This is a genomic window from Lacticaseibacillus camelliae DSM 22697 = JCM 13995 (genome assembly GCF_001436615.1).
GTDB classification, from domain to species: domain Bacteria; phylum Bacillota; class Bacilli; order Lactobacillales; family Lactobacillaceae; genus Lacticaseibacillus; species Lacticaseibacillus camelliae.
The window spans coordinates 16,867-37,676 of the sequence record NZ_AYZJ01000002.1 but is presented as its reverse complement, the minus strand read 5'-3'; the positions used below and the strand labels follow the sequence as shown (position 1 = coordinate 37,676).

The window sequence follows — 20,810 nt, the reverse complement described above, 5'->3', positions numbered from 1 at the left end:
TCCGTGACAATTTCGTTAGTTCTCCGGCAGCGTCTCGGTCGCGTTCAGGTAGGTGTAAAGGGCCCCTTCGCGCAGCCCATTTTGCGAAAACATCAGCCGGTCGCAGTCAATGTAGCGCAGCATGGTGATCACCGGCGTAAGGCCGCCGATGATGATGTCGGCCCGCTCACGCGATAGGCCTGGCACCGCCTTGCGCTGGTCGAGATTCTTATCCAGAATGTCCGCGTAAATAGCGTTGGCCGCAATGGTCGACATCCGGTAACCGTGAATGTCCTCGTAGCTGCCGCGTGCCTCACGCCGCCGCTGGATCTTGGCAAGCGTGCGGTTGGAACCGCCAAGCGCCACGATGGGCAGGTTCAGGGCCTTGCGCAGCCACCAGACGCCATTCAGCATCGTGGAAAAATCCGTGGTCAGGTTAAACAGCTCCGCCGGCGTCACCAGTTCGCCGCTGATGTACTGTTCGGACAGGTTGACCGAGCCGACCGGCAGCGAAATGCGGTGGACCAGCTTGCGGTTCTGCACCAAAGCCAACTCGGTCGACCCGCCGCCAGTGTCCATGATCAGCGCGTTTTGAATCGGCAGCGTGTTGCCCACCCCAAGGTAATCCAGCTCCGCCTCCCGGTCGCCGGTGATGACCTTTATTTCCAGTCCGGTCTCGCCCTTGACCCGGGTCAAAAAGGCTTTCTGATTGGTGGCGTTACGCGTCGCGGCAGTGGCCAAAATCTCGAGCTTAAGCGGTTTAAACGCCTTGATCGCGCCGGTGAAGTTTTTCAAGGCCGCGATTGTGCGCACCATCGCCGGCTCCTTGAGCGTGCGCTCCGGACCCATGTCTTCGGACAGCCGGACCATGTCCTTGAGCTTGACGACTTCCTTAGGGTTGTCGTTAGCGTCAATTTGCCAAATCGACAGCCGCGCCGAGTTTGAGCCGAGATCGATCACGCCGTAATACGTCATTCGTCATCCTCCTGGTCTTCCGGTGCGGTCAACGGCGTGAAGTGGCGCGCGCTGCTTGGATCCACTGGTGCTTCCTGCTGCTTATGCGCCGCCTGCGCCGCGGTTTTGGCCGCGGCCTGTTCCAAGAAGGTTTCCTGGGCGTTCAGCGGGTTGACTCCGCGCCGGTCGACGCGGGCCCAAGAATTATCGGGCTGAAGCACCCGCGTCTTCACGTTATCGTCCCACAGCGTTTGGTAAATCTGGCAGATTTGATCGTGAATGTCGTCCTGCAGGATTGGGAACAGCAGCTCCACCCGCCGCGACAAGTTGCGCTTCATCAAGTCGGCTGAGGACAGATACAGGTGCTCAGCGCCACCCGCGTAGAAGTAGTAAATGCGGCTGTGTTCCAGGAAGCGGCCGACAATCGAGTGCACCGTGATGTTCTCCGACACGCCAGGAATGCCAACCTTCAAGTTGCAGATCCCGCGGACCAGCAAATGAATCTTGACGCCAGCGGCCGAAGCCTTGTACAGTGCCAAAATCATTTCGGTGTCGGAAAGGGAGTTCATTTTCATACGGATCTCCGCCGGCCGGCCCGCCTTGGCCTCACTGATTTCCGCGTCGATCTGTTCCTTCAGAAAGTCGCGAATGCCCAGCGGAGCGATCACCAACTTGTTGAAGTACGCCGGCTCGGAGAACCCGGACAGCATGTTAAAAATGTTCGAGGCGTCGGTGCCCATTTCGGTGTCGGCGGTGAACAGGCCCATATCGGTGTACACCCGCGCGGTGACATCGTTGTAGTTCCCGGTGGCCATGTGCATGTACCGGCGAATGCCGTCCTCATCGCGGCGCACGACCAAGGCCAACTTACAATGCGTTTTCAGCCCAACGAGACCGTAAATGACATGGCAGCCGGCGCGCTCCAGCTCCTGGGCCCAGTGCACGTTATTCTCTTCGTCAAACCGCGCCTTCAGTTCGACCAGCACGGTCACCTGCTTGCCGTTTTGCGCGGCCAGCTTCAGGTAAGAAATGATAGGCGACTTCGACGACACGCGGTACAGCGTCATTTTCACGGCCAGCACCTGCGGATCCAGCGCCGCCTGGTGAATGAATTCCACCACCGGCGTGAACGAGTCGTACGGGTGCTGCATGAAAATGTCGTGGTCACGAATCTGGTCAAACAAGTTGCCAGAAACCAGGTGCTGGTCCAGGTACGGGGTGAACGGCGGGTACTTGAGCTCGTCGTGGCCGCGGACTTGCTTGACCAGTTTGGACAGCACGTTGAGGTCGATTGGCCCCTTGATGGCGTAAATGTCATTTTCCTTTTCCACGCCGAGGCCCTTGATCAGGCGCTTGCGCAGAAACTTGCTCATGTTCGCATCGATTTCCAGGCGCATGACCTTGCCGCGCTGCCGCTTCTTCAACTGCGACTGGATCTCCTTCATCAGATCGGACGCGTCTTCCTCAGCTACGTCCAAATCCATGTCCCGCGTCACGCGAAACAGTGCCGTTTCCCGGATCTTCGCACCGACAAATAAGGCGCCTAGGTGCTTACTGATCACGTTTTCCAGCAAGATGAAGTCGTTCTCGCCATCTGGCAGGCGCAGCACGCGCGGAAAGACGTCGGGAATCTGAACCATCGCAAAGCTGCGGTTCTTCTCGTCTTTGTCGTCGCCAGCCGCGTTATCCTTATCCTCAGGGCGTTGCAGCCTGATCGCCAAATTCAGCGAATTGTTGGCTAAGAACGGGAATGGCCGCGTCGGGTCGACCCCCATTGGCGTCAGCACCGGGTACAGCTCTTGGACAAAATAGTCGCGGCAGAATTCGACCTGGCGCGGTGAAAGCTGATCTGGCGTCAGCAGATGAATGTTCAGCTCGTCCAGGCGCGGGGCAAGGGAGCGGGTCCAGGTCGAGTACTGCTTGTCAACCATGGCGTGCGCGTCTTTAGCGATGCCGGCCAGCTGCTGCAACGGCGTCAGACCCGCCGCATCTGGAGTGACGTAATCCACGGCCACCATTTTGCGCAGGCTGGCGACGCGCACGTTGAAGAATTCGTCCAGGTTGCTCTGCGTGATGGCGAGAAACCCCACCCGTTCAAGCAGCGGATTGCTCTTATCGCGCGCCTCTTCCAGCACGCGGTCGTTGAACGCCAGCCAGCTCAGCTCGCGGTTCGTGAAGTTCTTGGAATTAGCAAAGTCGACACCTTTTTTGCTCATAGCCGAGTCTTTCCTTTCAATTCAATTGGCAGCCCGTAGACAGCTGCGAAAAATGCCCCTTTGGTCCGCAGTGACCAGCGTTCCAGCTCGACGTCATCGCTCGCGGTGACGGTCAAAAGCACCCGGTCTTTTTGCAGGGACACCCGAATCTTTTCAATTTTCTGCTGGCGCGAGGCGTCCAGCGCATCTGCCACCCGGAGCAGCGCGGTCAGCTTGGCAATCACCAGCCGGCGGTTTGCGTTCAGTTCCGTCAGATCGGACAGATCCGTCTGCGGCGTGTCGCTGGAGTGATAGCGGGCGATTGTCGCCACCATGCGCTGCTCGGCCGCGGTCAGCCCAATCAGCTCCGAGGCCCGAATAATGTAATCCGAGTGTTCGTAGTGCTTGTGCGTGTCCACGTACGCCCCGATGTCAGTCACCGTGGCGGCGATCTCTAGCAGCAGCCGCTCGCGCTTGCCCAGCCCGTGTAGTTTCTTCAGCCGGTCAAACAGCTGAAGCGCGTACTTGACCGTGAAGTCGCGGTGCTTGGGATCGACCATGTAGCGCTCCGCCAGGTTCCGGGCCGAAATCAGGATCTCGTGGTCCGAGTCGATGTTGACGGCCTTGGACCCGGCCTCCGACGCAGCGTTGACCTCCAGCCCGTCCAAGAGCTTGAGGTCTGAGATCCAGATCTCATCAGAGTTCAGCGACTTGATCAGGCGGTAAACCAACAGCACCGTCGGCAGCACCTGCGCCGTTTCGGTCGGGGTCAAATCGTACTGCTCGCTGAGATACTGGTCAGACGCATGTGTGATCTCCTGATACAACAGCTTGAACCCGTCGCGGTCGATCTCGACGGTATCAGACCCCGTGGGGATCAGAGCGCTGAACACTGACAGCGCCGACCCCATCAGTATCACGTGCGGATAATGCTGATTTTTCGGCAGCAGACGCATGAAATCCGCCAGCCGCGAGTCGATAAAGTCACGCATGACCTCGACCGGATTAGGCACCGTCCGCTGCAGGTCGGACATCACCTCAAACACACGCAGCGGCCCCAGCGACAGGTTCCGCGAAAAGCCAAAGTCGCCATCGGCAAACGCGGTCAGTTCGGCCGAGCCGCTGGAAATGTCAATCAGGACTGTCCCATCCTTGGTCACTTGATTGAAGTTGGGAAACTTGCCCAGCACCGCCTGGGTGCGATAAAACGATTCCTGCGACAGGGTCAGCGGTGAAACCACCAGTCCGGTGCGGCTTTGCAGCTGATCACGAATGAACTGGGCGTTTTCCGCCTCGAAAAAGCTGTGGCTGCCGACGACCTGCACGTCGCGCACGCCGTAATCCTTCATCAACCGGTCAATGGTCTGAAGCGCCACGACCAGTTGATCGACAGTTTCTGGCTCGATCTCATGCGTGGCGTAAATGTCCTCGCCTATTGCGACCGGGTAAGAGCCGCGCTCGATTTCCTTGAGCGTGCGCAGATCCGTAATGCTGAAAAAGACAAATTGGGCGCCGATCACCACAAACCCGCGTTCAGAAACTGCCATGTTGCTCCCCCTCTTTCTTGTCCCAATCATAGCATTTTAACCCCGTTCTGCGAATGGTTTGAAACCACATGTAACAGCTTTCAAAAGCCGGACCGGTGTGCTAATGTGAAGAGGAATTGGTACCGTCGATCACGGCAGTGCTGTAATGAAGGAGGAATTTATTCGATGAAACATTTGAATCTTGGAGGCGTCGGCGTGTCCGTCTCCGCCGTTGCGCTGGGTGTGATGCGCATCACCAAGCTGAACGTGGACGAAGCCACGAACCTGCTGGAAAGTGCCCATAATGCTGGTATCAACTTTTTCGACAACGCGGACATCTACGACGGCGGTAAGGCCGAGACCCTATTCGGCCAGGCACTGAAAAAAGCCAGCTTCTCACGTGATGATGTCATCGTCCAAAGTAAGGTCGGCATCGTGCCCGGCAAACGCTACGACTTTTCCAAGCAGCACATCACCGAGGCCGTTGACGGCTCGCTCAAGCGCCTCGGCCTCGACTACCTAGACGTCCTGCTGCTGCACCGGCCGGATGCCTTGATGGAACCGGACGAGGTCGCCGCGGCGTTCGACGAGCTGCAGGCGGCAGGTAAGGTGCGCCACTTCGGCGTTTCCAACTGCAACCCAATGCAGATCGAACTGTTGAAAAAGGCCGTCAAGCAGCCGCTGGTTGCGAATCAACTGCAGTTTGCGGTCACCCACACCGGCATGATCGACGGCGGCATCCACGTCAACATGACGGATGACCGCTCCGTTGATCACGATGGGTCGATTCTTGAGTACTCGCAGCTGCATGACATGACGATTCAGGCCTGGAGCCCATTCCAGTACGGCTTCTTCGAAGGGGTCTTCATTGACAACCCGAAGTTCCCGAAGCTCAACGCCAAACTTCAGGAGTTGGCTGACAAGTACCACACCAATTCCAGTGCCATTGCGGCCGCTTGGCTGATCCGCGTGCCCGGCACCCAAGTCATTGCCGGCACCACAAACGCCAAGCGCATTGCCAACATTGCTGAAGGCGGCGACATCACACTGTCCCGGCAGGAATGGTACGACGTATATTTCGCGGCAGGCAACGATTTGCCTTAACGCATTAATTCTCAGCGGACACAAAAACGTGATCAACTGGCAAAACCAGTGCGACCACGTTTTTTTGTGCCTATGACTTTAATAATCCGCCCACTAATCCATTACAGTACTAGCCTCATCTTTTGAATCAGCCTTCTTCGCCGCGATTGCAGCTTCCTTCTTGACAGCCTGCCGATCAAACGCCCTGAAGAATGGATAGTAACCTGCAGTTGCCAAGGCGACTTCGATCAGCTGCCACAGTCCGGCGCGCCAATCACCGCCGGTCATTAAGAAGCCCAAGAACGGTACTGGTGTGCACCACGGCACTTGCGCAACGATGTGGCCGATGATGCCAAACTTCATCAGATACCAGGTGATTGCTTCAAGAATCATTGGGATCAGCAGCATTGGCACCGACAGGAACGTGTTCAGAACCACTGGAAAACCAAACATGATTGGTTCACTGATATTGAACAGTGATGGCACAAACCCGACGTTGCGAACCGCTTTGTACTGCTCACTCTTAGCAGTGAACATGCACAGGACTAGACCCAGGATGGCACCAGTACCACCGATTGTCATCCCAAAGTTCAGGAAGCCATCGGCCGCAATGTGAGTTGGCGCCTGACCGTTAGCGACCTGCTTCATGTTTTCCGTCAAAAAGACAAAGAAGATGCGGATGATGTGTTGCTCAAGTCCGGCAAACCGGATTACCTTGGGGTCAACTACTACCATGAAGGCACGATTCAGCAGAACCAGCTGGAGAAACCAGTCAAAGACGACCGGCAAAAGTCGTTTAACGCCACTGATCCGTACCTGATGCAGCCTAAGGACGCCCAAGCACAAGATCCCGAGATTCCGATGTACAATCAGGTCGATAATCCCTTCCTCAAGCAAACCGAGTGGAGCTGGGACATTGATCCGGCCGGCTTCCGGGTCACGCTGCGCGAACTGACTGAAAAGTACGGGCTGCCGATGCTTATCACGGAAAATGGCCTTGGGGCGAGCGACGAACTCAAGGACGGCAAGGTCGACGACGGTTACCGCATCGATTACCTGAAAAAGCACGTCCAGGCGATGCAGGAGGCCATCACCGACGGCTGCGATGTCATCGGCTACTGCGCCTGGTCATTCACCGACCTACTCAGCTGGCTCAACAGTTACAAGAAGCGTTACAGCTTCGTGTACGTCGACCGCGATGACGATAGCCAGCGGACGCTGGATCGCATCCCCAAGAAGAGTTACTACTGGTACCAGCACGTGATTGCCACTGACGGCGCAGATTTAACCATGCAGTCTTAATCACCTAGCAAAACACCCGTCTGATGCAAGAGACCTTGCGTCAGGCGGGTGTTTTAGTGCGACGGATTTGATTAACACTGGTGTGCCAAACGAAAACCTGTATTACAGAATACAATAATACAAAATCTTACGGGCTTAAACATCGCTAAATCAGCATTTCCTGAATTGATACAGAAGCTCACCGATATTCTCTTACCATGTAATACATGTATTTCTGAATACACAAGCAAACCAAATAAATAGAGTTATAACTCGGCTCGCCAAGCAGCCATAATCTACATCCCAAACCTGTTTTCTGAATGACTACGCTTTAAAAGTTCAATCCTCGAATATTTAAACCGCCTAATTCGGCCATCACGTATTATGAGGTATTATTGTTTCCCGGCAAACCGCCATCACAGAACGCCCTCATGGTATACTCTCCGTAGATGTAGTACAAAATAGGGTTCCTGAAATGCCATGAATACTAGCAACCGTATTGAGTTTTGCTAACTTTAAGGGTGACGAGTACCACCGCGCTCCTCGTCTGTAGCCTTACCAAGATGGGGTTCAAGGTCTGCATGATTGGCTTCGATCCTCAGGCGAACATGACTGTGCTGATAATCAAAACTTACGCAAATTTGCACGATGACAAGCTGGCGACCATTAAAAGCTCGCTGATGACCGGCATCACGGATAACCCGAAGAACATGTGGGACAAGAAGGTTCACAAGGCCTACGCCGATGTCGCCAATGAGATGATCAACCGTCTGGAGGCGAACTAGTATGGGAATGCTAGAAAAGAAACCTGCCAACACACAACGCAAATCACTCCTGAAGCACACACCGGGTGGGGTGCAGTCGACCGCGAAACCATCATCCAAGACGTCAAGAAAGAGGCAGCGCCAAAGAAAAAGGTCGCCGAAAAGACGACCTCGATCCGCATTTCAGTTGCCACCCGCAATGCGCTTAATTCGCTTGTGACACTGGGCGAGGCCAACACAGTAAACGACCTGGTCGAACAACTGTTGACTCAGAAGATCGAGTCTCTGCGGCCCACATCATCAACGATGTCGCCAGCAAGCGCGATACCAAATAAAGCATCTCATTTACGGCAATCAACAATGCAACTCAAAATCTTCAAGTCTGCCATCAATCAACGATTACCAGCAGAAGGGACAGATAAATATGGCCCAAGATGAAGAGAATCTGCGCAGCAAACTGATCTGTTACGATTGTAAGTCATTCGCCGCTTACGAGGACGGACAATACTTGCTAAAATTCTTTGCACTGATAGACGTTAACGTAGATGGCACATGGGAGATTGAGCAGCATATGGTGGCAGATCTATCCCAGCCCATCCCTAAAACTGAACAGGAACGTGAAATCTGCAACCAGCAGAAAATGGCTGCAATACAGTTCTACAGAGTTAAGAACGAGCGTGAGGAGCAAAAAAGGCTATGAACCAACATGCAGACAACCTGGCTCTGATGCAGATGCAGGCTGTCATGCGCAAAGATCTAAATCGGCAACTGCAAAAAGCGCTCAGTATTGAAGTGCCTGTGCCGTTGTATTCTGTAATACAATAATACATGTATTACAGAATACAAGTTCGGAGGTGTCCTCTAGTTGCTGACTGATCCGCCTAGAAGGACTCAAATGTCTCAAAAACCGCATCCTGCATATGAGGTTCAATCTCCCTTCGTCGGCGTCCTACTCATCAGCAATTCTGTGGTCACATACTACCGTCTTCACCGTGGAATCAGCAGTGGCGTACAGGCATAGAAAGGAAAATCACCGTTGAGCAAATCTGATAACAAGTCTCAACAGAATAACAGTCAGAACCAGCCTCCGATCCAAGCGGATAATCAGACTTCCCATGAGCAGACGAACGGCCTTGCTGACGAAATCACTCAACAACTCACCGATGTGTTAAAAAATGCTATCGCAAAGGATGGTATCACGGCTGGCGCCAACGAAGTCCTTGAGGCCTTGCAACAAAACATGATCAACACCGATCCAGACGAGACCGATGACCACGACTTTGATCCGCTAGATGACTACGATGCCGAGGAGAAAGCAGCTGAGGCCGATGAGGATCGGCTGGCCGCAGCTGAAGACAAGGAGGAAACAGCCGAAGAACCAGACGACAGCTCCCCAGACTACAACAAGTGGAGCCAGGATCAGCAAACTGAGGACGAGGCCATCGCCAATGGTCTGCCACCAGATTCTCCGGACGGCTGGGCCGGTGCCGACCTCAATCCTAACTGGGAGACCGGCCGCAATCAGACTGATGACCACAGCAATGATAATGATGATTCAGATCATGGTGATGACGAAGGGTAACACCAACGCGCAGAAGGAAAACTCAGCATGTTTGAAAAATTTAAAGCCAACCGGATTCGCCACAAGGGGATTCGCCGGGCAGAGAAGGATCTTCAGAACTCAGGAAAAACCGGCCTAGCACTCTATGACTTCGTTCAGGAATACACCGGGGATCCCAATCCTTGGATCAAGAACCCGTATGGTTTTTTCAACGATTATCAGTTACAGTACGTTGCATTGGCCAACCAAAGAACAGGATCAGTCGCGGTTCTGTATAGCGAAAATCCTCCAAAGCCAAGGAAGAAGCCGCAAATAACAAGCACAAAGTCTAAGATGAAAAGCCATGACGAAATCACCAACGATGTCGCCAGCAAGCGCTACACAAAGTAGGAGAGACAGCTTTCGTTCACGCACTGTCAATTTGCATTGAGTCTAACAGCTACAAGCCGATAACTTTTGCTTTTAAGGAAACAACGATAAGGGGGAAGAAAACATGGGTAAAGGAAAGATTGTAGGTAAAATCGCGGCAAAAGCAGTTCAAAGCTTGGCACCTGATTTAGCGGTAACAGCAGCTGCAGGAGCAGCTAATATATTCAAAAATACATACGATAAACACCAGGCGTACGTCAAGGTGCCCGATGTCTCAGGCTTATCGATCGAAGACATACCGCCTATCTTACAAAAGGCAAAATTCAATTTTGCCAGTGTTCTGGCAGAGCCCGATAAACGATATGCAGAAAAGCGGCCGAACACAGTACTTAGGACAGCGCCGCATGCTAATGCTTCAGTGCCGCCGGAGACGTTTATCAAGGTGTTCTATGCAGACGAGGATGTAATCAACGCCAGCAAAGCTCTTGCAGCTGAAGCATCTGAAAAAAAGGCTGCGCGCAACGAGGCTGCCAAGCAGCTTGCACATAAGGTTGAAGATACGGCAAAAACAACCACCGTTGGGCTCGCTCATAAACTGAACCCCAAGAAGCTGTTAAAGAAAAAGCAGGCGCAACTGATCAGACTGTTGACCAGGAAGACAAAAATACGGAACACAACTCTGACTGGGAACCCACCCACGAGCAAGATTTAATTAACAACAACAGTGATGAAGTTTAGACCCTGACTTAAAAAATTCCACGTTCTAAAAAGTTGCAGATTATCCGGTTTTGCCACAAGAAACTAAATTCGTCAGGGCAAAAAGATCCTGTCAGCTCAGGCAAAGCCAACGTGGCCTTGTGTGATTTTGTTCAAGGCTATCCCTGGAAATCCCGATTCTTGAATCAACAATCCGTATGGCTTTTGACCAGTCATGAATTCAGCGACGTCCAACATCCAACTTCGAACAACACTTCTACAGAAAACTGCAAACGGAGGTTAACTATGAGCATAATCGGTATCGGTACCCCTGAACAGGCTGCTGATAAAATCACTCAACTACTCTCTAAAGATCCGAACTTGGTTCAACAGGCCGGCGCCAATCTGGCACACGTCTTCTACGAGGCGCCGTTAGACAAGAAGCATTACGACGATTGCCGCAGACGACTGAAGCAGCTCTATCCCAAAGCGGAACGAGTTGGCTATATCTGGGCTGAAATCAACAAATCGGACAATATCATTGTTGTTGGTTCAACCTATACGCACGATCTCTTTGAGACCTATGAACTGCTCAAAGGTAACACGCTGAAGAAGCTTGCTAAGGCCGTCCTTTCTGACAAGGAGAACGCTGCGCTTGCCGACTATCAAAGTAGAATCAATAGCGCAATCGCCGGCGCCGTCATCATTCCCATCTCACCAGAAAAAAACCTGCGCGAGGCAGAACAGATTCTTGGTCGTCGAATCATCGACACTTATGGCGCACTCAATCCCAACCTTTAAAACAGCGGGCCACTCGTAGAATTATGCTGCATATAAATCATTTACGGAATTGACCGCCAGTACTCTCTCCAAGAGTCCTCGTGTCTATATCTACCGATGCAAACAGAGAAAACACACGTGCAGCAAGAACTTGTACTACCAGAAGTCAGCATAACTCATGCCAAATCTCTAGCCTGAGAAATCAGTACTCTGATGGATCATCCAGCGTTGAACTTGGACGACAAACATCTGTCTTTCAAGTGCCCCTGATTGGCATCGGTAGCGCTTTTTGCGTGACACTTAGTTCAGCGGTTGAATCGAGTGATTATCAATGTACAGGGCATCGACCAACACCTCGTGCGCCGGCAGCGGCGGATTGTTCATCTGGTCATCTAGGAGGTCCAGCGCCTTGGTCATAATGTGCGTTTCGTCTTGCTGAATCCGGTTAAAATTCAACCGGCTAGTTTGGTATGGCAGTCCATCAAAGGCAATCCCGCCAAGACGGCTAACAGGCTGGTCGGCAGCGGAAAGCGCAATGGAAAAAAGGTTTGCACTTGAAAAGTCCAACGCCATGACACACGTAAATGGCCGAGAAGAGTTCAATCGGCGGTTAATTTTTTGACTCTCCCTAGACAGCATCTCAGTGTTCTGGTCGTGGCTGTCAAAATTCGTCTCTACGCTCAGCCAAGCCTCTGCCGAGACCCGGCGATCAATTTCTCGATAGGCAGTCTGAATCCCCCGAATTCGGTCCTGAATCGCGGTGTTGCGAGCCCCGCGGTGGACCAGAAACAGGATGTTTCGATGACCCATATCTAGCAACATTCGGGTGATTGTGCGCGAAATCTTGAAATTATCAGTACCGACGAACGGCAGCGGGTAGTCCCCGATCCGCCGGTCGATGATTACCACGGGTGTTTCGATGAAGTCGGCAGCCAGTAAACCCTTATTTTCACTCTCGCCTTCAACCGGCATGATGACCAGGCCGCTGACGCCCTCTGCAATGAGCGACTTCACGATGACCGCCTCGTCGTGCTGCGACTCGTTAGAGAGCCGAATAATCGGGATGAACCCACGGGCTGCGACTTGCGCCTGAAAAGTGCGGATCAACTGTGCACCGTAACTATCAGCAAAGCCCGACAGCACAAAGGCAATCTGCTTACCGCCGGCCAGCGTGCGTGCCCCCGTGCCAGCCTCTGAAGTAGCAGGGCGCGCTAGAATTCGGGTCCGCATCCCGGAACCAGACTCGATTAAATGCTCTTCACGCAGTAACGCCAGCGCCTTGCGAATCGTCACCCGACTAACCGAATAAACCTCGGTCAATTCCTTTTCACTGGGCAGGGTTTGGGTGGTTCCAGTAGCGATATTCGCCTTCAAGCGGCGATAGATTTGAATGTATTTGGGTTGATAGCTCATGGTCGATTCCTCCCTAGCGATACTAGATTCTAATACATCTCAGGCTGTTTTGATACCATGGCTCCTGCGGCGGTCTAATGTTCTATCATGAACTAGAGAATGAGCGCATTCAAACGCGTGATAAGGAGTAGCACAATTGACAAACACACTCACCAAAAGTGAATTTAACCAAATTGCCGCACACATCGAGAAGGCAGCCAACAAGTCAGCGGCCGATCTGGATCCAGCAATCAAGCACCTTTTCACTAGTGGTATTCACCGCTTTTTAACCGAAAACATCCACTTCAGCGACGGTCGCCTCTACGTGATCACTGGTGATATTCCGGCAATGTGGCACCGTGACTCCACCTTCCAGATGCTGCCTCTGCTACATTTGGTCAAGGAAGTGCCTGAAGTGACTAAATTAGCCGCCGCCTTACTGGAAACCCAGATGTACTGCATCCAATTAGACCCTTATGCCAACTCGTTCAGCGAAAAACCGAACCAGTCGATCTGGGGGACTGACCACTCGAATATTACGGTTAATGCTTCAGTGTGGGAACGCAAGTATGAGCTCAACTCCCTCACGACCCCGATTCATCTGGCCTATGCGCTGGCGCAGCTGCCGGGTCAAACTGCCCAGAAGCTGCCAAAATCGTTCTGGCAGACCGTCCCATCCATTCTGACCGTCATGAAGACGGAACAACGCCACGAAAGTTCCCCGTATCGATTTGAACGCCCAAACGGGCCAGCATCCGACACGTTGCCCAATGCTGGTAAGGGGACCCCAGTTGGTTACACCGGCATGATATGGAGTGGGTTCAGGCCCAGCGACGACGCCTGCCAGTATGGCTACCTGATTCCGGATAATCTCTACGCCGCGCATGTTCTGGACGAACTTGGCGAACTTATCAAAGCGGCAAATCAGCCGCAGACGCTGGCAGACGAAGCAGCCAAATTGGCCGCCGACATCCGTGGTGGCGTCGAAAGATTTGGCCACGCTACCCACAATGGTGAAACCATTCTGGCCTACGAGGTGGACGGATTGGGCCACCAGCTGCTAATGGACGACGCTAATTTGCCGAGCTTACTTTCTCTGCCATACTTGGACACCTTACCAGCGACCGATCCGCTTTATCAGGCCACTCGCCGTTTTGCCTTGAGCACAGCCAATCCGTACTACTACACCGGCAGCGCGCTTGCCGGTGTGGGCAGCCCGCACACCCCTGAAGGGTACGTCTGGCCGCTGTCCGTGATTGTTGAGGCCGCCACCAGTACCGATCCGGCGGCGATTCAAAAGGCCCTCGACACCCTCGTCGCCACTGATGCCGGCACCGGCCACATTCACGAAAGCATCGATGCCAACGATCCGAAAAACTTTACCCGCGAATCCTTCTCTTGGGCGGATATGACATTTTGCAATCTGGTTCTGCTTGGCCTGGAAAAAGCCAAAACCAACTAAGCAACTTAATAATCTGAATAAACAGAGATGGCTCGATGCTTAAGCATTGAACCATCTCTGTTTATTTCGGTGTAAGTTTGTTTAACACGACATAATCAGCGCATATGTCCAGATTATCGTTCAGGTCATCAGTTCTGTTTATGCTGGCACTTGGCTGGCAAGAAAATCACCCAAGTGCGCGGCGATTTGCGCCATTCCCTGCGCAGTCGGATGCAGCAGGTCTGAACTCAATGCGGTCATGTCGGCCAGCAGATCGAGGCCGCTGATGTATGGGAGCTTGCCGGTGGTTTCCTCGCGCACAATGCGGCGAAAAGCGGCCACTTTGGCGGGGTCCTCCGGATAATCCGTCACGACCATATCTGTGGCCACGACCGGGCGCGAGTCTTGGGCAAACGGCGCGATGAAACGCCGCACGCGCTGGCGAAACGCCTCAGGGGAAAAGGCCCCAAGCATGTTGATGCCCATTTCAATTGAGGCGAACTGCCAGTCATCACGGCCGACCAGGTAATCGGCCACGCTAGGCTCCAGCCACGCGGACCCCGGAAACCCGAAGTTGAGCAGATCAGCATTAAACCGGTCGGCGATTAACTGCGGATACGTTGCGAACGGATTCAGGGCCAGTGACCCATGCGTGATCGAAGACCCGTATGCCAGGTAGGTGCGCTGCGGCATTTGTGTCGGCGCTGGCACCGCAACGTCCCCACTGACACCGTAGAAGTAGTTGCGGCAATAAGGCAGGCAGACGCGCACCACCGCCGGATCAAACGCTAGGTGTTGCTGCCTGGCCAGTGCCTGCAGCCTGAAGAGGTTCACCGGCCGCGGGATTGTGATGGTCGCCTTCTGCGGGGTCAAAATGCGCGACGAGGCTGACCAGGTGCCTGGAAACGTTCCGTAGCGAATGTAGGCGACCTGCGCCTCGGCGGCCTTTTCCACCGCCAGCATAAGCGTGACGGTCGGCGCGTTCATCACAAACCGGAGCTCCACCCCACTGGCGTCGGACGAGGTGTGCGTGGCCGGCTCGTCCAGCTGCGCAAACACCGTTTCGGGCACTCGGTCTAGTAGCGGCCCGGCCGAGGTCTCGCGGATCCGTTCAACGTTGTGAAACAAAATCCCTGATTTTTCCACTTCCAAAATTTCTCCTTATCAAATCAAACCTGGCCATAATCAGCATTCGGCAAGTCTTATCTATCAATGCGCGTCGTCCACCGGTAGCTCAGTGGCATCACCACGATCATGGCGGCAATCACCAGCACCAACGCAGCCACTGAGACCACCGGCGGGAAAAACAGGCTGGCAAGCATCAAGACGCCGCCGGCCACCATCACGTAGCCCAACACGCGCATGCTCTTCAGCGCGCCGGCGGGGTTTTTCACCTGCCACGGCACGTGATAGCCGATCCCAATCCAGCCCTTGTGCGCTGCAGGGGCAGGCACAGTCGGCAGGTAGTTGCCCATCGCAATGAACACGGCGCCAACCACGGCAATCGCCCACAGCCGAATGTTGACCGCCTGACCTAGGCCGTAACGGATCGTTGCCACATAGATGACCACCGTCACGACTGGAATGATCCACACTGTGATGCGCTCAAAGCGCGGCGCACTTTTGCCGTGGCTGCTGGCCCAGTAAGTGGTGCCAACGGCCAACCAGTGAGCGCCCAGCATCAAAAGCGGCAGCCCGTACACGACTAACGCTTTGGGCATCCACCCGTTCGGCTGATTGTCGACGCCCCAGTGGGTCACCATTGTCGCCGGCAGCGCACTGTATTGGCTTGCGCCGTACAGCATTGTCGCCAGGATCACGGCAGAGGTCAGCGCCAGCACCCACCATTTATTTTTTGTCATTAGACTCGCCTCCAATTCCCAAACTGTAGATCCAGCTGAGCACTTCCTCGAACACACTGGCGTTTAGGTCGTAGTAGATAAAATTCTTCTCGCGCCGCTCGGTGATCAAATTCGCCTGTTTGAGCAGTTTCAAGTGGTACGACACGGTCGCTGGTGTGAGGGCGAACTGGGCCGCAATTTCACCGGCCGGCTTCGGCTCGTCCTTCAGCAGGTTCAAAATCTTACGCCGCACCGGATCGGAAATGGCCTTCAGGGTGTCACTCATTGCCATGGTCCTGCCTCCGCTTTTCTATTTTGATAATTATCTAAGTAGATAGTAAGACCCTAGTTACCTGCCGTCAACGTCTATTTAGATTATTTTCAAATTAGCGACTAAAAAAAGCTCACCCAGACTTGGGTGAGTCGAGAAAAATGGCAACAGGACGTTTACATAAACTGCTGCAACCAAGTGCCAAACAGCGGCAGCCACTGCGCGACCACCGGCTCTTTGCCGTAATCGTGCTGCTGGCTCCAGCTTTCGCGCGTCGCCAAGCTCAAACCATGCCGACCAGCCGGAAAGATGTGCAGCTCGCAGGCCACGTCGTGCTCGTGCAGCGCCTCGGCAAAGCGGATGCTATTTTCCACCGGCACGGTTTCATCGGTCATGGTCGTCCACAGAAAAGTCGGCGGCGTCTGCGCGCTGACCTGCCGCTCCAGAGACACTTGCAGCCGCAGCGCCGGCGAGGCATCGGGACCGATCAGCTGGTCAAAAGAGCCTGGCTCCTTGAATTCACCGCTGGTGATCACCGGATAGCCGAGCATCATTCCGTTTAGCCGGATCTCGTCAGCCTGATAGCCGGCGAGCACCTTTTGCGCAATCAACGTGCCCAAACTGGCAACCAGATGGCCGCCGGCAGAAAAGCCGACACCGATGATGGCCTGCGGGTTCACGTGCCACTCGGCCGCGTGCCGGCGAATGAGGCGAACAGCTTCGGCTAGCTCCAGCAGAGCGGTCGGGAAGCGGTGCTCAGGACCCACGCTGTAATGCAGAACGAACGCCTGACAGCCCTTGGCCAAAAGCGCCAGGGCGACCGGTTCCCCTTCGCGCGGCGAAACAAACGCGTACCCACCGCCCGGAGCAATCACGGCAGCCGGCCGCAGCCTTTCGGGTTCAAGGTCCTCATACTGATCCATCAGATAGGCATCAAAGTAGGCGTCCTTAGACAATGCCGTCCTCAGCGGCTCGCGAATCACTTGCACGACGAATTCCTCCCTAGAATTTTTGCCACTTATTCAGCGGCCAGTAGCGCCATTTCACAACGCCAAAAACAGCCGCCTGCTTCACAAAGCCAAACTTACGGCTATCATACGACACCGGCCGGTTGTCCCCAAGCACCAAATATTCGCCTTGGGGCACCGTGCGCGCGTGTGTCGCTTTTAGCGATTGCAGCGTAAAGTCGGGCGTAAACGCCGGGCTGTTGCCAGTTTCACCATTTTGTTCGGCCTCAAACGCCAGCGTCTTGCGCTTGAACTGGTCACTCAAAAACGGTTCCGGCGTCCGTTGGCCGTTAACGTACAACACGTCGCCGCGAAAAGCGATGGTGTCGCCTGGCATGCCGATGACGCGTTTAATGTATTCGCGGCCTGGTTCGATTGGACTTTCAAACGTGATCACATCGAACCGTGCGACCGGCGCATTGCGGCTGACGACCACGCGGTCTCCCGGGGTCAAATTAGGCGCCATCGACTCCCCGGCAATCCGGTCATTCGCAAAAAAGAGTCCCAAGATCAGCTGCACCAGGAACATGGCGGCAGCGACGCCAACCACGACCAAGCCCCACTTGAAAAACCCTTTTACCGCCGGCTCAATCGCCTTGCGCTGCTTTTTCGGCATCAGACAAGCTCCTTTGCTGAGCGGCCACTTGAGCATCCTCCTTCTGGCGGATCCGCCGCATTGTCCGGACGTACATGTTGACAAGGACAAACACCGAGCCCACCCACGCCAACGGATTGGCCATGGACGCCCCGGTGAAACCAAGGTGCGCGACTAGGACAATGCCGGCAAACGCGCGCATCATCAGTTCAAACAGCCCGGCTACGGTCGGCACCAGCGTGTGGCTCAGCCCCTGCAGCAGATTGCGCATGGTAAACAGGATCGCCAGCAGCCAGTACATGCTGGCGTTGTAGTGGAAGTAGGTCTGCGCCAGCGCGGTGACCGCCGGCTGGTTCGGGCCCAGAAACATGTTGACCAGGGGCTTGGAGAAGATAATGATGAGCGCGCCAAACACCGCCGAAATACCAACGTTCATCAGCAAGGTCTGGTGCACTCCGCGGCGAATCCGGCCGTACTCACGCGCCCCGAGGTTCTGCGCGGCATAAGTCGCCATCGTCACCCCAAAAGACGAGGCGGGCAGCGTGGCCAGCTGATCGATCCGCCCGGCCGCCGTGTACGCCGCGACGGCATCGGTGCCCAGGGAGTTAAGCATGACCTGCAGAATGATTGACCCAATGGCGATGATCGACATGGAGAAGCCCATCGGCATCCCGACAATGATGTGATGCTTGATCTCCGGCCAGTCGAATTTCAGGTCGGCCTTTTGAATGTTCAGCAGCGGAATCCGCAGCTTAATGTAGATCCAGCACAGTACCGCCGAAATGGCCTGCGCGGTGACGGTCGCCCAGGCTGCCCCCGGCACACCCCAGTGGAACACCAGGATGAACGTGAACTCAAGGATGATGTTGATCACCGTGGCGATGATCAGAAAAATCAGCGGCGTTCGCGAGTCGCCCAGCGCGCGCATCATGTTGCTCAACAGGTTAAATGCCATGGAGGCAAAAATCCCGTAGAAGATGACCCGCAAAAAGGCCACCGAATTCTCCAGAATGGCCGGCGGGGTCTGCATCAGGACCAGGATTGGCCGTGTCATCGCGGCGGCCCCTACCGTCAGCACCAGTGCCAGCGCGACGCAGATCCAAATCGACACCCCGAAGCTGCGGCGCACCCCCCGTTCGTCGCGCGCCCCGTACGCCTGCGCAGTCAGCACGGACAAACCGGCGGTCAGGCCCTGCGCAAAGCCGATGATCAGAAAGTTCACGGATCCGGTCGCCCCAACCGCCGCCAGCGCGTCCTTGCCAATGGTCCGCCCCACGATCAGCGCGTCCATGAAACTGTACAGTTGCTGAAAAATATTCCCAATCAACAGCGGGATCGTAAAAAAGAATATAAGCTTGATGGGATTACCCTTTGTCAGCGTGTGCATGTTGTCTCCTCCACTCCAAACCAAATGCCTTGAATCACTGTATCACAATTGGTCAGCGGCAGAGCGCGGAAAAGTCAGTTGATATAATTCCGTCATATATCAACTTAAAAGCAAAAAAATCGGCAGACCGCAGCCCGCCGATTTCTCATTCTTAGTCTTAAATTCCGGCACCGCCGCCCCCGGAAGAGCCGCCGCCGAAACCACCGCCGGAGCCGCCACCAAATCCGCCTCCGCCGCCGAAGCCACTACCACCGCCCCAGCGATCGTTACGACCGGAGCTAGATAGCAAATCACTCAACAGCCACCACAGCCAGAACCCGGAGCCGCCGCCCCGGCCGCCGCGGTGATTGTTGCCGCCGCTGAAGAACAGCGCAATGATGGCCACGACGATAAACACTGTGATGACCGTGGCCAGGATACCACCACCACTGTTCTCGTCCCTGTCTTGCCGCTGCTGATACTGCGCCATTTGACTGTCCGAGACCGTGTTGCCATCGGTTTTGAACTTATACTTCTTGTCGATCACCGTCGCGACCGCGTTGAAGACGTTGCGCAGGCCCTTGTTGACCTGCGCGTCGTTCTTGGACTTAATCAGCGCCTTATTGTCCTGCAGGATGCGGCCGGCCATCGCGTCGGGCAGATCACCCTCCAGGCCGTAGCCCACTTCAATAAACAGGTTCTGCGCGCCGTGGTTATCGGCGTACACCAGCAGGACCCCGTTGTCGCTGTTTTTCTGGCCCACGCCCCACTTACTAAACAGATCGGGCGCATACTCGCCGAGGTCCTCGCCGCCGGAGGACTTGATCACAGCGACGGCGACTGCCGGTTTTTGCTTGGTCTGCTCCCACGAGCGGTTCTTGTCGTTGATCAGCGTTTGCGTCTGCGGCTCCAGCAGATCCAGCTCGTCGGCGTAATAGGAATCACCTGTGGGCTTGGCCGGATAACTAACGGCCTGGACCGGCGTGGCCCGCAGAAACAAAAACGCCAGCGGCAGCAGCAATAAAACGCTAAGCCAGCGCTTCTTCATGAGTGCCCTCCTAATCGCCGAGGTTGACCTTTGGCACTTGATCAGCCCCAGGGTTGGCCTTGAAAGTCGGCTTTTGCCCGAGCCCCATCATTGACGCAAACAGGTTCTTCGGGAACGTCACCACGCTTTGGTTGTAATCGCGCACATCTTCGATGTACCGCTTGCGCTCGACTGAGATGCGGTTTTCCGAGCCTTCCAGCTGCGTCATCAGGGTCTGCACGTTTTCATTCGAGGCCAGGGTCGGGTACTGTTCCTGAATGACCGAAACCAGGGTACCAACGCTGCTGTTCAACTGGTCGTCGGCCTTGGCCTTGGCCGTAGTCGTGTCTGCCTTGTTGTAATTCTCACGCGCTTTGGCAATGGTGCCGAAAATCTTATCCTCGTGCTTCATCGAGCCCTTGACGGCACTGACCAGGTTGGGCACGAGGTCTGCACGCCGCTGCATGACGTTTTCGACCTGACTCCACTGCGCCTCGACTGCCTGATTCTGCTTCTGCAGGGAATTGTAGGTGCTGATACTGTAAATGCCAACGATGACTGCGACCGCCGCGATCACGATCCACGTGATGGCCAGCGGACTGAGCTTCTTTTTTTGCATTGCGGTCTCCTTCGCTTTACCTAATAAAAAACGGGTTGATACGCCTAGTTTAACATGTTTCGA

General features: G+C 54.7%; 22 protein-coding genes. 9 read left to right on the top strand and 13 right to left on the bottom strand.

From position 1 onward, the window contains the following. Positions 1 to 15: 15 nt before the first annotated feature. From FC75_RS00210 to FC75_RS00200, 3 genes are read right to left on the bottom strand one after another with little or no spacing between them, the layout of a single operon-like run. Positions 16 to 954, bottom strand: coding sequence for a Ppx/GppA family phosphatase (locus FC75_RS00210; protein WP_054664624.1), 939 nt, complete (start codon positions 952 to 954; stop codon positions 16 to 18). Beyond that, positions 951 to 3,149, bottom strand: coding sequence for an RNA degradosome polyphosphate kinase (locus tag FC75_RS00205; RefSeq protein ID WP_056988681.1), 2,199 nt, complete (start codon positions 3,147 to 3,149; stop codon positions 951 to 953). Before FC75_RS00205 ends, FC75_RS00210 begins: the two co-directional genes overlap by 4 nt. Continuing rightward, on the bottom strand, positions 3,146 to 4,675 hold the full coding sequence (locus FC75_RS00200; protein ID WP_054664621.1) for a Ppx/GppA phosphatase family protein: 1,530 nt from the start codon (positions 4,673 to 4,675) through the stop codon (positions 3,146 to 3,148). Before FC75_RS00200 ends, FC75_RS00205 begins: the two co-directional genes overlap by 4 nt. 165 nt (positions 4,676 to 4,840) lie before the next feature. Between FC75_RS00200 and FC75_RS00195 the strand changes: the two genes are divergently transcribed. After that, positions 4,841 to 5,758: an aldo/keto reductase gene (locus FC75_RS00195; protein ID WP_056988679.1), complete on the top strand. Its 918-nt coding sequence runs from the start codon at positions 4,841 to 4,843 to the stop codon at positions 5,756 to 5,758. A gap of 93 nt (positions 5,759 to 5,851) precedes the next feature. On the opposite strand, the gene FC75_RS00190 is transcribed toward FC75_RS00195, so the two are convergent. Next, positions 5,852 to 6,397, bottom strand: coding sequence for a PTS transporter subunit EIIC (locus tag FC75_RS00190; RefSeq protein ID WP_235808678.1), 546 nt, complete (start codon positions 6,395 to 6,397; stop codon positions 5,852 to 5,854). 24 nt (positions 6,398 to 6,421) lie between these two features. Between FC75_RS00190 and FC75_RS00185 the strand changes: the two genes are divergently transcribed. The 7 genes from FC75_RS00185 (at position 6,422) to FC75_RS00155 (ending at position 11,209) form a co-directional block, all read left to right on the top strand. Continuing rightward, a complete protein-coding gene (locus FC75_RS00185) occupies positions 6,422 to 7,039 on the top strand; it encodes a family 1 glycosylhydrolase (RefSeq protein ID WP_235808677.1) in 618 nt (205 codons plus the stop codon). A gap of 542 nt (positions 7,040 to 7,581) precedes the next feature. Next, the gene (locus FC75_RS12935) at positions 7,582 to 7,803 is read left to right on the top strand and encodes a hypothetical protein (protein ID WP_054664612.1); all 222 of its coding nucleotides are present in this window, start codon (positions 7,582 to 7,584) and stop codon (positions 7,801 to 7,803) included. Positions 7,804 to 8,206: 403 nt separating this feature from the next. Next, positions 8,207 to 8,482: a hypothetical protein gene (locus tag FC75_RS00175; protein ID WP_056988672.1), complete on the top strand. Its 276-nt coding sequence runs from the start codon at positions 8,207 to 8,209 to the stop codon at positions 8,480 to 8,482. A 336-nt stretch (positions 8,483 to 8,818) separates the two neighbouring features. Beyond that, entirely contained in the window at positions 8,819 to 9,364 is a 546-nt protein-coding gene (locus FC75_RS00170; protein WP_056988670.1) for a hypothetical protein, read from the top strand. 27 nt (positions 9,365 to 9,391) lie between these two features. After that, the gene (locus tag FC75_RS00165; protein ID WP_056988668.1) at positions 9,392 to 9,733 is read left to right on the top strand and encodes a hypothetical protein; all 342 of its coding nucleotides are present in this window, start codon (positions 9,392 to 9,394) and stop codon (positions 9,731 to 9,733) included. 103 nt (positions 9,734 to 9,836) lie between these two features. Further along, the gene (locus tag FC75_RS00160) at positions 9,837 to 10,424 is read left to right on the top strand and encodes a PASTA domain-containing protein (RefSeq protein ID WP_054664598.1); all 588 of its coding nucleotides are present in this window, start codon (positions 9,837 to 9,839) and stop codon (positions 10,422 to 10,424) included. A 290-nt stretch (positions 10,425 to 10,714) separates the two neighbouring features. Next, a complete protein-coding gene (locus tag FC75_RS00155; protein ID WP_056988666.1) occupies positions 10,715 to 11,209 on the top strand; it encodes a hypothetical protein in 495 nt (164 codons plus the stop codon). 279 nt (positions 11,210 to 11,488) lie between these two features. Here the strand turns inward: FC75_RS00155 and FC75_RS00150 are convergent, their stop codons facing one another. Continuing rightward, positions 11,489 to 12,601, bottom strand: coding sequence for a GntR family transcriptional regulator (locus tag FC75_RS00150; protein ID WP_056988665.1), 1,113 nt, complete (start codon positions 12,599 to 12,601; stop codon positions 11,489 to 11,491). A gap of 136 nt (positions 12,602 to 12,737) precedes the next feature. On the opposite strand from FC75_RS00150, the gene FC75_RS00145 reads away from it, so the two are divergent. Beyond that, positions 12,738 to 14,042, top strand: a complete 1,305-nt coding sequence (locus tag FC75_RS00145; RefSeq protein ID WP_054664585.1) for a glycoside hydrolase family 125 protein — start codon at positions 12,738 to 12,740, stop codon at positions 14,040 to 14,042. Between the two features lie 138 nt (positions 14,043 to 14,180). Here the strand turns inward: FC75_RS00145 and FC75_RS00140 are convergent, their stop codons facing one another. The 8 genes from FC75_RS00140 to FC75_RS00105 form a co-directional block, all read right to left on the bottom strand. After that, positions 14,181 to 15,167, bottom strand: coding sequence for a GDSL-type esterase/lipase family protein (locus FC75_RS00140; protein ID WP_054664582.1), 987 nt, complete (start codon positions 15,165 to 15,167; stop codon positions 14,181 to 14,183). A 56-nt stretch (positions 15,168 to 15,223) separates the two neighbouring features. Further along, positions 15,224 to 15,883: a DUF1648 domain-containing protein gene (locus FC75_RS00135; protein ID WP_056988661.1), complete on the bottom strand. Its 660-nt coding sequence runs from the start codon at positions 15,881 to 15,883 to the stop codon at positions 15,224 to 15,226. Further along, positions 15,870 to 16,154 carry an autorepressor SdpR family transcription factor gene (locus tag FC75_RS00130; protein WP_054664576.1) on the bottom strand — a complete coding sequence of 95 codons (285 nt, stop codon included), beginning with the start codon at positions 16,152 to 16,154 and terminating at the stop codon, positions 15,870 to 15,872. The genes FC75_RS00135 and FC75_RS00130 overlap by 14 nt, the downstream gene beginning before the upstream one ends. 155 nt (positions 16,155 to 16,309) lie before the next feature. Continuing rightward, positions 16,310 to 17,122: an alpha/beta hydrolase gene (locus tag FC75_RS00125; RefSeq protein WP_054664573.1), complete on the bottom strand. Its 813-nt coding sequence runs from the start codon at positions 17,120 to 17,122 to the stop codon at positions 16,310 to 16,312. 13 nt (positions 17,123 to 17,135) lie between these two features. Then, the gene (lepB, locus tag FC75_RS00120; protein WP_056988659.1) at positions 17,136 to 17,756 is read right to left on the bottom strand and encodes a signal peptidase I; all 621 of its coding nucleotides are present in this window, start codon (positions 17,754 to 17,756) and stop codon (positions 17,136 to 17,138) included. Continuing rightward, entirely contained in the window at positions 17,728 to 19,122 is a 1,395-nt protein-coding gene (locus FC75_RS00115; RefSeq protein ID WP_056988657.1) for an MATE family efflux transporter, read from the bottom strand. Before FC75_RS00115 ends, lepB begins: the two co-directional genes overlap by 29 nt. A gap of 157 nt (positions 19,123 to 19,279) precedes the next feature. Continuing rightward, the gene (locus FC75_RS00110; RefSeq protein ID WP_056988656.1) at positions 19,280 to 20,149 is read right to left on the bottom strand and encodes a TPM domain-containing protein; all 870 of its coding nucleotides are present in this window, start codon (positions 20,147 to 20,149) and stop codon (positions 19,280 to 19,282) included. Between the two features lie 10 nt (positions 20,150 to 20,159). Continuing rightward, a complete protein-coding gene (locus tag FC75_RS00105) occupies positions 20,160 to 20,747 on the bottom strand; it encodes a LemA family protein (protein ID WP_054665349.1) in 588 nt (195 codons plus the stop codon). Positions 20,748 to 20,810: the final 63 nt, after the last annotated feature.